Below are 13016 nucleotides of genomic sequence, written 5' to 3' on the forward strand. Positions count from 1 at the left end.
ATGGCCGCTCCGCTCAAGCCCGTTTCGTCAGCGGAAAGCGGTCGCGAAGCAGCCGCAGCACCGATTCCGAAGGGATCGGCGGGCCGAAAAGGTAGCTTTGGCCGTAGTTGCAGCCCATCTTGGCGAGTTCGATCGCATCCTCGTTGGATTCGATCCCCTCTGCCACCACCTTCATGTCAAGCTCGCGCGCCATCGCGATCACCGACCGGAGCACGGTTGCCTTCTTGTCGCTGCTGTCACGCACCAAGGCCTTGTCGAGCTTGATCGTGTCGAAGGGGAAGCGGGTGAGATAAGCGAGCGACGAATATCCGGTGCCGAAATCGTCGAGCGCCAGGCCGATGCCGGCTTCCTTCAGCTTCTGCAGCACCAGCCGGGCCTGTTCCGGATTTTCCATCACCATGGATTCCGTCAGTTCGAGCTTGAGGCGCGAGGGCTGGCAATGCGTCTTGGCGAGAACCGAACGCACGTCGTCATAGAGCTCGTTGTTGAGCAACTGCACGCTCGACAAATTGATCGAGACGAAGATCGGCAATTCGCCGGTCTGGTGCTGCCAGCTCATCAGATCGTTGGTCGCCTGTTCCAGCGCGAACATGCCGAGCGGGCCGATAAGATCGGAGGCCTCGGCGATCGGAATGAATTCGGATGGCGGGATATTGCCGCGTTTGGGATGTTCCCAGCGCATCAGCGCTTCGAACCCGGCGACCTCGACATCCTCCAGCCTGGCGATCGGCTGGTAGACCATCGACAATTCCTTGCGCTCGATGGCGCGGCGCAGATCCGTTTCCAGCTGCAGCCGGTCGGTGCCGAAATCGCGGAAGGCCGGCTGGAACGGCTCGACGCGGTTGCCGCCGGCCCGTTTTGCCCGGTACATCGCAAGCTCCGCATCGCTGAGCAGGCCGGTGGCGCTCTCTTGCCGGTCAACCCAGGAGGCAAGGCCGACCGAGGCCGTCAGGATGATCTCGCGATTCGCGAAATTGATCGGCACCATGATCGCCTTGCTGATCGCATCGGCGAAATCGGCGACCTTGGCCGGATTGTGCTCGGACACCAGGATGAGGCCAAACTGATCGCCGGCAAGCCGCGCCAGCGTGTCCTGCGGTTTCAAGAGCCGGCGCAGGCGCCGTGTCAGCGCGATGAGAATATTGTCGCCGGCGGCAACGCCGAGCGAATCATTGACCAGCTTGTAGCGGTCGATGTCGATCACCATCACCGTCGGGCGCAGCGTATCGCCGCCCGGCGCCAGTGCCAGCACCGACTGCAGCCGGTCGAGGAAGACCTGGCGGTTCGGAAGACCGGTCAGATTGTCGTGCAGCGCATCGTGCAGCAGCCGTTCGACGGAATTCTTCTGTTCGGTCACGTCGACGATCGTGCCGACGCAGCGGATGATTTCGCCGTTCGAGCCGAGCACCGGCCGGGCCCGGATCAGCAACCAGTGGAAATGCCCGTCCTCGGCGCGGATGCGGAACTCGTGGTTCAGCCGCCCGCGCCGGTGTTCGAGCAGCACGTCGAGCGTGGCGCGGAAGCGGTCGCGGTCGTCGGGATGCAGCCGCGGCAACCAGTTGCGCGCCGCGCCATGCATGGCGCCCGGCGATAGGCCGAGCTTGATCGAGACATCGGGAATGGTGACGACGCGGTCGCGCGCCACGTCCCAATCCCACACCATGTCGCCGGAGCCGGTCAGCGCCAGCGATTGCCGCTCCAGATCGGAAAACAGCCCCTGCTGGTAGGCGCCGCCGGCAAAAGCGTGCTGCATGACGGTGAAGCCGATCAGCAGCACGATGAGCACTAGGCCGCCGCCGAGTGCGGGCTGGATGATGTCGTTGTCGAGCCGTCCGGTGACCGTCAGCCAAGCCCCGAACAGCCAGACCAGGATCAGCGCCCAGGCCGGCACTAGCAGGATGGCGCGGTCGTAGCGGTTGAAGCCGAGATAGATGATCAGCAGCAGCCCCATCGTCGCCGTCAGCGCGAAGGACAGCCTGGCGATGCCGGCGGCGATCGACGGATCGTAGATCGCCACGCCGAAGAGCAGGGCAAGGCCGAGCACCCAGGCAAGCGTGGCGTAGCCGAGATGCGCATGCCAGCGGTTGAGGTTGAGATAGGTGAAGAGGAAGATGACGAAACTCGACGCCAGCGCCACCTCAGCGCAGGCGCGCCATATTCGCTGGTCGGCCGAGGCGACGCTGATCAGCTTGCCGAGGAAACCGAAATCGACGCAGATATAGCCGAGCACCGCCCAGGCGAGTGCCGCCGTCGCCGGCAGCATCGAGGTGCCCTTGACGACGAAGAGGATGGTCAGGAACACGGCGAGCAGGCCGGCAATGCCGAGCACGATGCCGCGATAGAGCGTGAAGGCGTTGATCGTATCCTTGTAGGCGTTCGGTTCCCAGAGATAGATCTGCGGCAGTTCCGGCGTCGACAGCTCGGCGACGAAGGTGATGACGGCGCCGGGGTTCAGCGTGATGCGGAAGACGTCGGCCTCGTCGCTCGGCTGCCGATCGAGCGCGAAGCCTTCGCTCGGCGTAATCGCGCTGATGCGCTGCGAGCCGAGATCCGGCCAGAAGAGCTTGGAATTGACCAGACGGAAATGCGGGGCGACGATGACGCGTTCGAGCTGTTCTTCGGAGACGTTGGCGAGCGCAAACACCGCCCAGTCGCCCTGATGATTCTCCGAGCTTGCCCTGACCTCGATGCGACGGCGGATGCCGTCGGCGCCGGCCGCCGTCGAAACCTGGAAGGCCTCGCCCTGGTTGGCGTAGATCTCGGTCGTCGCCGTCAGGTCGAGCGCGGTATCGTCACGGGAAATTTTTACCGGTTCGGCCGCCTGGGCAACGCCCGCCACGAAGGCGAAGGCCGCCAGAAAAAGGGCTGCGATCACCGCGATCACTCGTCCGGACGGTGACTTGGGCAGCATGCGGTCTCTTGTCATCGGCTGTCGGTTTTCCTGCCTTTATCCGTATCGGTGGCGAGACGTGAAAACATCACATGGTCATGCCACTGACCGTTGATCTTTAAATATCCGCGCAGATAGCCTTCCTGCTGAAACCCGGCTTTTTCAAGCAGACGGATGCTGCGCGCGTTATCTGGAATACAGGCTGCTTCGATACGGTGCAACTCAAGCCCGGCGAAGATGTAAGGAATAACCAATTGCAGGGCGGCGAACATATGCCCCTGGCCGGCATGGCGTTCGCCCATCCAGTAGCCGATCATGCAGCTTTGTGCCGCACCTCTTCTGATGTAGCCGATGGTGACGCCGCCGACGAGCGTCATGTCGCCTTTCAGGAAAATGAACAGCGGCACCGCCTGGCCCGAGGCATATTCCTGCTTGCCGCGGACGACGCGGGCGCGGTAGGCGCCCTCCGTCAGCTCGTCGCGCCGCCAGGTCGGCTCCCAGGGTTCCAGGAACTTGCGGCTTTCGGCGCGCAGCCGGTGCCACTGGTTGAAATCCTGGTAGCGCGGTAGGCGCAGGAAATATCTGTCGCTCTCCAGCTCCACCGCTTCCGGCTGCCGGTGCAGGAACCGAAAAACCGATTTTGGCATCGATCACTCCCGGCAGGACGGACGTCGGCTCAGCGGCTTGCCTGCAGCGTCTTCGACGCCGGGACCGAAAGCGAGGCGGTGATGTCTTCCATCGGCGCGAGCTGTTCCAACGGACCGATCGCCGAAAGCGTCGGCACCGTGTCATAAAACAGCCGGCCGGCAAGGTCGGTCAGCCGCTCGATGGTGATGCCTTCCAGCCGCTCCATCATCTCCGGATTGGAGATCGGCCGGCCGTAAAGCATCATCTGCCTGGCGATCTGGCCGGCGCGGGCAGCCGGGCTTTCGGCACCCATCAACAGCTGGGCGCGGATCTGGGCGCGGGCGCGCTCGATTTCCTTCTGGTGGATCTGATCGGCCGACTTGTGCAGCTCGTCGATGATGACGGGCACCAGCTCCGGCAGGTTTTCACCGCCGGTCGCGGCATGAATGCCGAAGATGCCGGTGTCGGAAAATCCCCAGTGGAAGGCATAGACCGAATAACAGAGGCCGCGGAACTCGCGCACCTCCTGGAAGAGCCTGGAGGACATGCCGCCGCCAAGGATATTGGCGAGGATCTGCGAGCAATAGAAATCGCGGGCGTGGTAGGGCTTGCCTTCGAAGCCGAGCAGGATCTGCGCGTCCATCAGGTCGCGCGGTTCGCGCACGCTGCCGCCGATATAACGCGCCGGTTCCATGACGGGCGGCGCGGAAGGGGCCGTCGGCAGGCTGGCGAAACGATCCTCGACCATGCGCAGGAATTCGTCATGCTCGACGGCGCCGGTGGCGACCACGAACATGCGGTCGGTCGTGTAGTTGCGGCTGAGATAGCCACGGATCTGCTGCGGCGTGAAGGAGACGACGGTCTCCGGCGTGCCGAGGATCGCCCGGCCGAGCGTCTGGTCGCGATAGGCGACCTCGGAGAACCGGTCGAACACCACGTCGTCGGGCGTGTCGTTGGCGGCGTTGATCTCCTGCAGGATCACCTGCTTCTCGCGCTCCAGCTCCTCTTCTTCGAAGGCCGATTCCGTCAGGATGTCGGCGAGGATATCGACGGCGAGCGGTACGTAGTCCTTGAGCACGCGGGCGTAATAGGAGGTCGTCTCGGTCGAGGTCGCGGCATTGACTTCGCCGCCGACATCCTCGATTTCCTCGGCAATCTGGCGGGCCGTGCGGCGCGCCGTGCCCTTGAAGGCCATGTGTTCGAGCAGGTGAGCGATGCCGTGCTCGTTGTCCGTCTCGTTACGCGATCCCGATTTGATCCAGACTCCGAGCGCAACGCTTTCAAGATGCGGCATGGTCTCTGTGACTACTGTCAGCCCGGATTTCAGCCGGGTGCACTCAACTGTCATTGGCTATCTTTCTGCGCCTGCTGTCGTCTCGCCGCGGGCGTGCTTGCCGATAAAGGTCTCAACGGCTTTCAGCTCCGGTTTGATGATCTGGAAACGCTCCTCCCTTTGCATCAGATCAGCAAGCCACGTCGGAAGCGCCGGGTCAATACCGCAGGCGGATTTTACGGCGACGGGGAATTTCGCCGGATGCGCGGTCGAAAGCGTCACCATCGGCGTATTCGGCTTTTCTTTCTTGGCAGCGACGAAGACGCCGATCGCCGAATGCGGATCCAGCAGATAACCGGTCTCGGCATGGGTCTTGCGGATCGTCTCGGCGACCTGCTTCTCGCTGGCGCGCCCGGCGCGGAAGTCACGGCGGATCGCCTTCAGCGCCTGCTCGCCAATCTCGAAGCCGTTGGATTGCTTGAGGCTTTCCATCGCCGCGCGCACCTTCGAGGCGTCGCGGTCATAGGCTTCGAACAGCAGCCGCTCGAAGTTCGAGGAGATCTGGATGTCCATCGACGGCGAACTCGTCGCCTTGACCGCCTTCATGTCGTAGCGGCCGGTCTTCAGCGTCCGCGCCAGGATGTCGTTCTCGTTGGTGGCGATCACCAGCCGGTCGATCGGCAGGCCCATGCGTTTGGCGCAGTAGCCGGCGAAGATATCGCCGAAATTGCCGGTCGGCACCGTGAATGAGATCTTCCGGTCCGGTCCGCCGAGCGCCACCGCCGCCGTGAAATAATAGACGATCTGGGCCATGATGCGGGCCCAGTTGATCGAGTTGACGCCTGATAGCCTGACCCTGTCGCGGAAGGCCACGTCGTTGAACATCGCTTTCACGAGGTTCTGGCAGTCGTCGAAATTGCCCTCGACGGCAAGCGCATGCACGTTTGGTGACGACGAGGTCGTCATCTGCCGCTGTTGCACCGGCGAGACCTTGCCATGCGGGAAGAGGATGAAGATGTCGGTACGCTCCCGGCCGGCAAAGGCGTCGATCGCTGCTCCGCCGGTGTCGCCCGAGGTGGCGCCGACGATCGTCGCCCGCTCGCCGCGTTTTTCCAGCGCATAGTCCATCAGCCGGGCGAGCAGTTGCATCGCCACATCCTTGAAGGCGAGCGTCGTGCCGTGGAAGAGCTCCATGACGAAGCTGTTCGGCCCGGTCTGGACGAGCGGCGCGATCGCCGGATGGCGGAAGGTGCCGTAGGCCTCGTCGATCATCGCCCGGAACGTGTCGTCGGGGATCTCGCCATTGGTAAAGGGCGACAGGATGGTGAAGGCGACCTCCTGATAGGTCTTGCCCCTGAGCGCCCGGATCTCCTTCTTGGAAAAGCTCGGCCATTTGCGCGGAACATAGAGCCCGCCGTCGCGCGCCAGCCCGGTCAAAAGGGCCTCGCAAAAGCCGAGGGCAGGGGCCTCGCCGCGGGTCGAGATATAATCCACGTTCGTCATCCTTTGATCTTATTGCTGGAGGAAGTCTGGCTGGGCGCGGTGGTGGCGAGATTCGCCGGAAAGCGTGAAGGGGCCGTCCTGCCGGCGTGCCATTTCAGGTATCTTGTTGAAGTTGCCCGCATCCGGCGTCGAAAAGTGCATCAAAACGGCGCTTACCCAATCGATTTTTGTTTGCGCCGCTGATATAGACCATCGCAAACCGTCGTGAAAGGCCCCGCGGAAAAGACATGGGGCCTCCAAGAAGCGCTTATACAAGGGATGGAATATGGTGCTCGGCAAGGTCTCGCGTCTCATCGTCTCCGCATCTTTTCTTGCCCTGCTCGCTGGTTGCAACTCGCTCGGCATAGGTGGCGACAGCAAGCCGGCGGCGCCGGCGACCCAGCCGAACGGAACCGCCCAGATCATGCCGCTGGCGCCGGCCAACCCGTCCTCGAACAATCCTTCGATCGGGACCGCCACGACGGCGCAGGGCACGGTCGCTCCCGTCGTCCAGGGCGCCTGCCCGCAGATCTTCATGCGTGACCAGGATGCGATCTTCCGCACTTATGCCAAGGGCAAGAAGGACGATCCGCAGCAGATCGTCTTCCAGGCCTCCTTCGGCGATTACACCCGCCAGTGCACGCTGAACGACACGAACCTGACGATGACGGTGGTTGCCCAACTGCGCCTGATCACCGGCCCGGCCGGCACGCCAGGCCCTGTGACGCTGCCGATCCGCATCTCCGTCGTCGACGGCGAGACCGTGCTCTATTCCGAGGTCACCAAATTCCCGACCGAAATCCCGCCGGGCGCGCCGGGCACACAGGTCATCTTCCGCAAGGACGGCATAACGATGCCGGTCGGCTCCGGCGCTCTGGTGCGCGTCAATATCGGCTTCGACACCCAGCCGGCGAAGACCAAGAAGAGCAGCTAGGGCAATTCGGCGACTGCTACCGAAATCCGTATGCACGACCTTCCCTCATTCCTGTGCTCGTCACAGGAATCCAGCCACGGCGCGTCTGCGCCGTGAATGACTCTCATCGACGAAGCCTTTCTCTTGCGCCCAAGGACTTGGGCGCACTGGATCCCTGTGACGAGCACAGGGATGAGGAAGGAGAGGGCGTGCTCGCCTGACACGGCATTCCGGCTTGATCGCTACCATTCTGCGTGGGCCCGGCAGAGTCAAAGCGTGGTGTCAGTCCATAGCCCGCGGATTTGGCCTGAAGCGCTTCAGAGAACGTTGTCCCAGGCCGCCAATGCGGCGACGACGCCCGGCAGGTCGTTCATGCGGGAGATCGCCGTTTCGGCGCCGGCATCCGTCAATTTGTCGGCATGGGCGGGATAGCTGTGCGAGGCGCCGGTAAAGCCGATGACGCGCATGCCGGCGGCGCGTGCCGCATGCACACCGTGGACGGAATCCTCGACCACAACGACCTTGTCAGGCGAAACGCCCATCTGGCTTGCGCCGTGCAGGAAGATGTCGGGCTTCGGCTTGACGCGGTCGGGGCCAAGATCCTTGGCGGAAAAGATGTTCGGCGCAAACAGCGGCTTCAGCCCCACCTTGGTCAGCATCATGTCGAGCCGCTTGGTGCTCGAATTCGAGCAGATGCAGCGCTTGATCGGCAGCCTGGAGACGGCGAATTCAACGCCTGGGATGGCCTGGACGTCCTGCGCCAGCCTGAGGTCGAGCATATGCTCCGACTTGTCGAGCAGGGAGGCCGAAAACGGGATGCTTGCCTCGCGCTCGATCTGCAGCAGGATGTTGCGCCACGTCATGCCGGCGAAGCGCTCACCCATTTCCTCGGCGTCGATCGGATATCCGGCCTCTGTCAGAAGCGCGGATTCGACTTCCGCCGCGATGATTTCCGAATCGACGAGAACGCCGTCGCAGTCGAAGATGATGAGGTCGAAGCCGTCCATATGTTCACGCCTTGCTGAAAGTCTGGGTCTTGTCCGGGAATGCTGCGGCTTTACACGATGCCCGGCCAAAGCTCAACCAGATCTCAAGCATGGCTGCGATGCGGCAAGCGACCGGCTCCGGCGTCGCTGCCGGATCGGTCGTGTCGGGTTGACTTGGGAATAACAATGGCGAGCAGATAGAAGCCGTCAGGCCGCCAGCTGCCCACCCCGGCGTCCAGTTGCAGATTGCGAAGCTGTCGCCCTAAGCCTGAACCGGGAAACGAGCTCGCGCAGCTTGGCAGCTTCCTCGGCAAGCTGGCCGGATGCCGCGGTGGATTGCTCCACCATCGCCGCGTTCTGCTGGGTCACCTGGTCCATGGAATTGACGGCGGTGTTGACTTCGGCAAGGCCGGTCGACTGCTCTCTGGCCGATACGGCGATTGCATCCATGTGCTGGTTGATGCGGGCGATCTGTTCGCTGATCGCCTTCAGAACCTGGCTGGTGTCGAGAACCAGTTTGACGCCGCTTTCCACTTCCACCGACGATTTCTGGATGTGGCCTTTGATTTCCTTTGCCGCCTGAGCCGATCTCTGGGCGAGTTCGCGGACTTCCTGGGCCACCACCGCAAAGCCCTTGCCCGCGTCGCCGGCGCGCGCCGCTTCGACACCGGCGTTCAGCGCCAGCAGATTGGTCTGGAAGGCGATCTCGTCGATCACGCCGATAATGCTGGAGATCTGCTGCGACGAGGCCTCGATACGGCGCATGGCTTCTTCGGCATGCGAAACGACCTCGGAAGACTTGGCAGCATTGCGGTTTGCATCGGTCGCTTCAGTGCGCGCCTCGTCGGTCCGCTTGCTCGAGTTCGAGACATTGGCGGTGATCTGATCGAGCGCTGCGGCGGTTTCTTCGAGCGAGGCCGCCTGCTGTTCGGTTCGTTTCGACAGATCGTCGGCCCCGGATGCGATTTCCCGCGTGCCTTCGTCGATGGCGGCAATGGCGGCCGCGATCGCACTGAGCGTCTGGTCGAGCTGCCGGATCGACATGTTGAAATCATGCCGGAGGTTTTCAAAGTCCGGGGCGAAGGGTTCGTCGATCTGGAAGGCGAGATCGCCGGATGCAAGCCTCTTCAGGCCTGCGGCGAGGCCGGATGTCGCCGCCCGCAGCCGTTCGGCGGCATCTTCGTCAGCCTGCTTTCGGGCCGTGACCCGCTCTGTTTCACCCTGCAATCGAGCCGCCTCGGCATCTTTTTCGAGTTGCTTGTTGGCAATCGCCGCCTGGCGGAAGACTTCGACGGCCGATGCCATCGTTCCGATTTCATCGGTGCGGCCGATCCCGGTGCAGGCAATCGCCGTGTCACCGCCGGCGAGCCTTTGCATATCGCCGGAAAGCGAAAGGATCGGCTTGGTGATGGTCTTGCGGGTGAGGAAATAGAGACCAAAGGCGAAGAGCACGGCCGAAGCCAAAAGGGCTTCCAGAACAATATCGACCGACGCCTTTATATCAGAGCTGCGATTGGAAATTTCCTCGGATGCAGCACTGATCTGATCGCCGGCCTGTTCCATCGCCGCTTCCAGCGTCGAGAACTGCGTCATGAACTCCGGCAATGCCTTCAAAGCTGCCGTGGGGTCCTTACCGGCAAGTTCGACGATCTGAGTAGCACTTGCGATGTAGGCAAGCAGGGGACGTTCGACGCCGGCAAGGATCGTTTTCGTCTTGTCGTCTGCGGCAAGAGCCTTGTTGGCGTCAAGCATCTCGCGGAACGACGCCTCATGCTCCGCCAGATCGGCCTTCACCGCGGCAGCGTCTATGGCTGCTGCCGGATTGGACGCCAGCAATGATGCGAGCGCATCCGAGCGCAGCGCGTCATGCATCATGTCGGCCTGCATGTGGTTGCGCAGAATTTGGGCCGACCGGGCAACCTCGGCGTTGTTTTCGGAGAGGGTCGAGGCGGACCAGATACCGACGCTCGTAGCGCCACCCGCCAAAGCGAAAATCGCGATGCTTGCAATGATGATCTTATGCTGGATCGACGCCATGACAGGGCTCTCTCGTTAATTCAGAACGTGAGAGTAGCCGAACATGCTTAATTATTTTCTCAGGTGCGTTTCGCTTAGCGGCGCGAAAACAATAGGTTGCAGCCTATATTTCATTTTCGATGAAAAGTTGAGCTGCGCATCGTCGACGCTGATTGCTGCTTCACGGTCTCGGGCGTACCATGCATGTGCAAGAGGAGAGGCACCATGAGGCTTTCAGCTTTCGTCCGACCGGCGGCAGCCGTAGTGCTGCTGTTTGCCTTCACATCCACCGACGTCATCGCCAAGGGCAAGCACCGAAGCTGTGCGCAGCTGCAGGCGATGAAGGATAATGCCCTGACCGGCGGAAAGCATGCCGGGGATGGCACCGACAAGAGAGCCAAGATCGAAAGGAAGATGAGGAAGAAAGGCTGCCAAAGGTAAGCCGCCGATAGCTTGCGAGCACCTGGAGAATATGGTCTGGCAGCAGGTGAGCCTGTTGCCGAGACGGCAGAGATGCGCCTTCGTTGAGGATGGCGCGACATCCATCAAATCCGCCTCATGCCAGACTAACCGCGGCCCGGGGACTACCTTTGGCATTCTCATGCACTAGATGGCGATCGAGGAGGACGTCACCGCCGCTCTTGGGAGGAGAACAGGCGGCATGCCAAGAATGGATGAAGAGGAAGACTGCATGACGATCGAGGACATCATCGAAACCCTGGAAAAGACTGACATGCCCGACAGCCGGATCGACGCCTTCATCACCTGTGCCTTTCTGTTGAAGCAACTCCGGCCGGCCGAGCCCAACGATTTCGACGGTCCTCACGACTACATGCCGAGCAGTATCAAGTCAGAGCACGGCTTCCTGATGGCGCGGCCCTTCACACACGACGTCAATCACGCCATCGACCTGTGCCGGGAAGTCCGGCCGGATGCGGTTTGGCACCTTGCCCGCGGTCGCAAGACAGCAGACGAGTCGCTTTACGGTGCGCAGCTGCGCGAGATCCGGGAGGACGAAAGTGTCGTCGGTGAAGCCGAGAGCAATCACGCGGCGCTGGCGCTGACGCTGGCGGCGCTGCGGGCGCATGTGCGGCAGGAAGATGAAAAGAGGGCAGGTGGGTGAGGGGCTGAATGCTGCCTCGGAACCTCTTGCAGATCCGCAATAAGCTACGGATCGACCGGGAACAGCTTCAGGAATTGCCGGTCGCCTTCCGGAGAGAACAGGATCGAGCGGCTTTCGGCCGTGCGCCGCGCCCAGCCCTTGTCGAGGAAGCTTGAGAGCAGCGCCTTGCCGAGGCTGCCGGCCAGATGCGCGCGTCTTTCGCTCCAGTCGAGGCAGGAGCGGCAGAGCGGGCGGCGCGACGATCTGAGGTCGCCGACATCGATGCCGATGCATTCGAGATCGCTTTCGCCCTTTTCCGTCAGCGCCAGGCCGTCTCCGACCGCGTCGATCGCGCCGGAGGCAATCAGGCTGTCGAGCATGCGCACGCCGTAATCGCCGGCCAGATGATCGTAGCAGATGCGCGCCTTGCGCAGCGCCGGCTCCTTTGGTCCCGGCTGGTGGCGCAGATGCCCGCGTCCGGCGGCAAAGCCCATCATGCTTTCGATCAACCGGGCGACGGCCTCGTCGGCCAACGTGAAATAGCGATGACGCCCCTGCTTGCGCTGGGTTAGCAGCCCGCCGGCTTCGAGCTTGGCAAGATGCGTGCTCGCCGTCTGCACGGTGATACCGCCGACGCCGGCAAGCTCGGTCGCGGTCAGCGCCCGGCCGCCGGTCAGCGCCGCCAGCATGTTGGCACGCGCCGGATCGCCGATGAGCGCGCCGATCTGCGCAATATCAGGACCTTCCTTCATACTTCGATCGTAACCGAAGCATCGCCGTCAGGCAATGTGCGAAAAAGGATCGACAGCAAAGGAGAAACGATATGATCACCTGCTTCATCCGCTATCAGATCGACCCCTTCAAGAAGGAGGCGTTTGCCGAGTATGCCCGCAATTGGGGCCAGGCGATTCCGAAAAATGGCGCCGACTTGATCGGCTATTACGGTCCCCACGAGGGATCGGCAACGACGGCTTACGGCGTCTACAATATCGAGAGCCTCGCCGCCTACGAAGCCTATCGCGCCAGGCTGGCTTCCGACCCGCTCGGCCGCGAGAATTACGAATTTGCCCGACGCGAAGGCTTCATCCTGAAGGAAGATCGCATCTTCCTCAAAAATGTCTCCGCCCCTCACGCCAAGCTGGTGCTGCCATGATCGCCGTCATCTTCGAAGTCGTGCCTTATATGGGCGAACGCCATAAATATCTGGATCTCGCCGGCGAGTTGCGCGGCGAACTCGAAAAGATCGACGGCTTCATTTCGATCGAGCGTTTCGAGAGCCTGACGACACGCGGCAAGCTGCTGTCGCTCTCCTTCTTCCGCGACGAGGCGGCGGTGAAGGAATGGCGCAATCTCGAGGCGCACCGGGCAGCCCAGCAGGCCGGACGCGGCGGCATCTTCGCCGATTATCGCCTGCGGATCGCCAGTGTCGTTCGCGATTATGGCATGTTCGAACGCGACGAAGCGCCTGATGACAGCCGTAGGGTTCACGACGCCGCCTGATCTCCGGCGTCGGCAAAGTCTGCCGCTCACTCATCGGCCGGCCGAATAAATTCCCGAAATCGGCCACCGCTTCAGGCTTTGGTAACTAAGTTGCGTAACCATAACGGACAGTTAAGCGTAGAGCGTATGAGTGAGTATCAGAATGGCATCAGTTTTTCCGCTTGCCGACCTCAAGGCTTCCGTCAAGTCGGATTCCCGGCCGGGGTCCCGGCCGGGTTCCTGGCCGG

General features: G+C 62.3%; 12 protein-coding genes. 5 read left to right on the top strand and 7 right to left on the bottom strand.

What is annotated here, in order from left to right; translation table 11 throughout:
* Positions 1-13 precede the first annotated feature (13 nt).
* Genes HX899_RS24045 through thrC form a run of 4 tightly spaced genes read right to left on the bottom strand, consistent with a single transcriptional unit; the run spans position 14 to position 6293 of the window.
* Complete coding sequence (locus HX899_RS24045; protein ID WP_164026254.1) at positions 14-2926, bottom strand: sensor domain-containing phosphodiesterase; 2913 nt, start codon at positions 2924-2926, stop codon at positions 14-16.
* Positions 2923-3537, bottom strand: coding sequence for a GNAT family N-acetyltransferase (locus tag HX899_RS24050; protein ID WP_129418199.1), 615 nt, complete (start codon positions 3535-3537; stop codon positions 2923-2925). Before HX899_RS24050 ends, HX899_RS24045 begins: the two co-directional genes overlap by 4 nt.
* 29 nt (positions 3538-3566) lie before the next feature.
* A complete protein-coding gene (locus tag HX899_RS24055; RefSeq protein WP_026231110.1) occupies positions 3567-4865 on the bottom strand; it encodes a pitrilysin family protein in 1299 nt (432 codons plus the stop codon).
* 3 nt (positions 4866-4868) lie between these two features.
* Complete coding sequence (gene thrC, locus HX899_RS24060; protein ID WP_181293587.1) at positions 4869-6293, bottom strand: threonine synthase; 1425 nt, start codon at positions 6291-6293, stop codon at positions 4869-4871.
* A gap of 265 nt (positions 6294-6558) precedes the next feature.
* Here thrC and HX899_RS24065 point away from each other — a divergent pair, with 265 nt between their 5' ends.
* Positions 6559-7206: a hypothetical protein gene (locus HX899_RS24065; RefSeq protein ID WP_138328780.1), complete on the top strand. Its 648-nt coding sequence runs from the start codon at positions 6559-6561 to the stop codon at positions 7204-7206.
* Between the two features lie 296 nt (positions 7207-7502).
* Here the strand turns inward: HX899_RS24065 and HX899_RS24070 are convergent, their stop codons facing one another.
* Together HX899_RS24070 and HX899_RS24075 are read right to left on the bottom strand one after the other, a co-directional pair.
* Positions 7503-8192, bottom strand: a complete 690-nt coding sequence (locus tag HX899_RS24070; protein ID WP_017990554.1) for an HAD family hydrolase — start codon at positions 8190-8192, stop codon at positions 7503-7505.
* Positions 8193-8378: 186 nt separating this feature from the next.
* Positions 8379-10208, bottom strand: coding sequence for a methyl-accepting chemotaxis protein (locus tag HX899_RS24075; RefSeq protein ID WP_171599177.1), 1830 nt, complete (start codon positions 10206-10208; stop codon positions 8379-8381).
* A gap of 204 nt (positions 10209-10412) precedes the next feature.
* Here HX899_RS24075 and HX899_RS24080 point away from each other — a divergent pair, with 204 nt between their 5' ends.
* Both HX899_RS24080 and HX899_RS24085 read left to right on the top strand, forming a co-directional pair.
* Positions 10413-10628 carry a hypothetical protein gene (locus HX899_RS24080; RefSeq protein WP_131709970.1) on the top strand — a complete coding sequence of 72 codons (216 nt, stop codon included), beginning with the start codon at positions 10413-10415 and terminating at the stop codon, positions 10626-10628.
* Between the two features lie 229 nt (positions 10629-10857).
* The gene (locus tag HX899_RS24085; RefSeq protein WP_171599493.1) at positions 10858-11310 is read left to right on the top strand and encodes a hypothetical protein; all 453 of its coding nucleotides are present in this window, start codon (positions 10858-10860) and stop codon (positions 11308-11310) included.
* Between the two features lie 44 nt (positions 11311-11354).
* On the opposite strand, the gene HX899_RS24090 is transcribed toward HX899_RS24085, so the two are convergent.
* Positions 11355-12041, bottom strand: coding sequence for a helix-turn-helix transcriptional regulator (locus tag HX899_RS24090; protein ID WP_181293588.1), 687 nt, complete (start codon positions 12039-12041; stop codon positions 11355-11357).
* A 71-nt stretch (positions 12042-12112) separates the two neighbouring features.
* Here HX899_RS24090 and HX899_RS24095 point away from each other — a divergent pair, with 71 nt between their 5' ends.
* Positions 12113-12442: an NIPSNAP family protein gene (locus tag HX899_RS24095; protein ID WP_003557168.1), complete on the top strand. Its 330-nt coding sequence runs from the start codon at positions 12113-12115 to the stop codon at positions 12440-12442.
* Positions 12439-12789 (top strand): antibiotic biosynthesis monooxygenase, encoded by a 351-nt coding sequence (locus tag HX899_RS24100; protein ID WP_181293589.1) that lies wholly within the window; start codon positions 12439-12441, stop codon positions 12787-12789. The genes HX899_RS24095 and HX899_RS24100 overlap by 4 nt, the downstream gene beginning before the upstream one ends.
* Positions 12790-13016: the final 227 nt, after the last annotated feature.

Source organism: Rhizobium sp. WYCCWR 11146 (assembly GCF_013591995.1).
GTDB lineage: Bacteria > Pseudomonadota > Alphaproteobacteria > Rhizobiales > Rhizobiaceae > Rhizobium > Rhizobium indicum.

What these genes read in the sequence shown, in the direction of transcription:
- HX899_RS24050 (WP_129418199.1), bottom strand. Translation starts at nt 3,537, where the DNA reads ATGCCAAAATCGGTTTTTCGGTTCCTGCACCGGCAGCCGGAAGCGGTG.
- HX899_RS24080 (WP_131709970.1), top strand. Translation starts at nt 10,413, where the DNA reads ATGAGGCTTTCAGCTTTCGTCCGACCGGCGGCAGCCGTAGTGCTGCTG.
- HX899_RS24055 (WP_026231110.1), bottom strand. Translation starts at nt 4,865, where the DNA reads ATGACAGTTGAGTGCACCCGGCTGAAATCCGGGCTGACAGTAGTCACA.
- HX899_RS24075 (WP_171599177.1), bottom strand. Translation starts at nt 10,208, where the DNA reads ATGGCGTCGATCCAGCATAAGATCATCATTGCAAGCATCGCGATTTTC.
- HX899_RS24065 (WP_138328780.1), top strand. Translation starts at nt 6,559, where the DNA reads ATGGTGCTCGGCAAGGTCTCGCGTCTCATCGTCTCCGCATCTTTTCTT.
- HX899_RS24090 (WP_181293588.1), bottom strand. Translation starts at nt 12,041, where the DNA reads ATGAAGGAAGGTCCTGATATTGCGCAGATCGGCGCGCTCATCGGCGAT.
- HX899_RS24100 (WP_181293589.1), top strand. Translation starts at nt 12,439, where the DNA reads ATGATCGCCGTCATCTTCGAAGTCGTGCCTTATATGGGCGAACGCCAT.
- HX899_RS24045 (WP_164026254.1), bottom strand. Translation starts at nt 2,926, where the DNA reads ATGACAAGAGACCGCATGCTGCCCAAGTCACCGTCCGGACGAGTGATC.
- HX899_RS24085 (WP_171599493.1), top strand. Translation starts at nt 10,858, where the DNA reads ATGGATGAAGAGGAAGACTGCATGACGATCGAGGACATCATCGAAACC.
- HX899_RS24070 (WP_017990554.1), bottom strand. Translation starts at nt 8,192, where the DNA reads ATGGACGGCTTCGACCTCATCATCTTCGACTGCGACGGCGTTCTCGTC.
- HX899_RS24095 (WP_003557168.1), top strand. Translation starts at nt 12,113, where the DNA reads ATGATCACCTGCTTCATCCGCTATCAGATCGACCCCTTCAAGAAGGAG.
- thrC (WP_181293587.1), bottom strand. Translation starts at nt 6,293, where the DNA reads ATGACGAACGTGGATTATATCTCGACCCGCGGCGAGGCCCCTGCCCTC.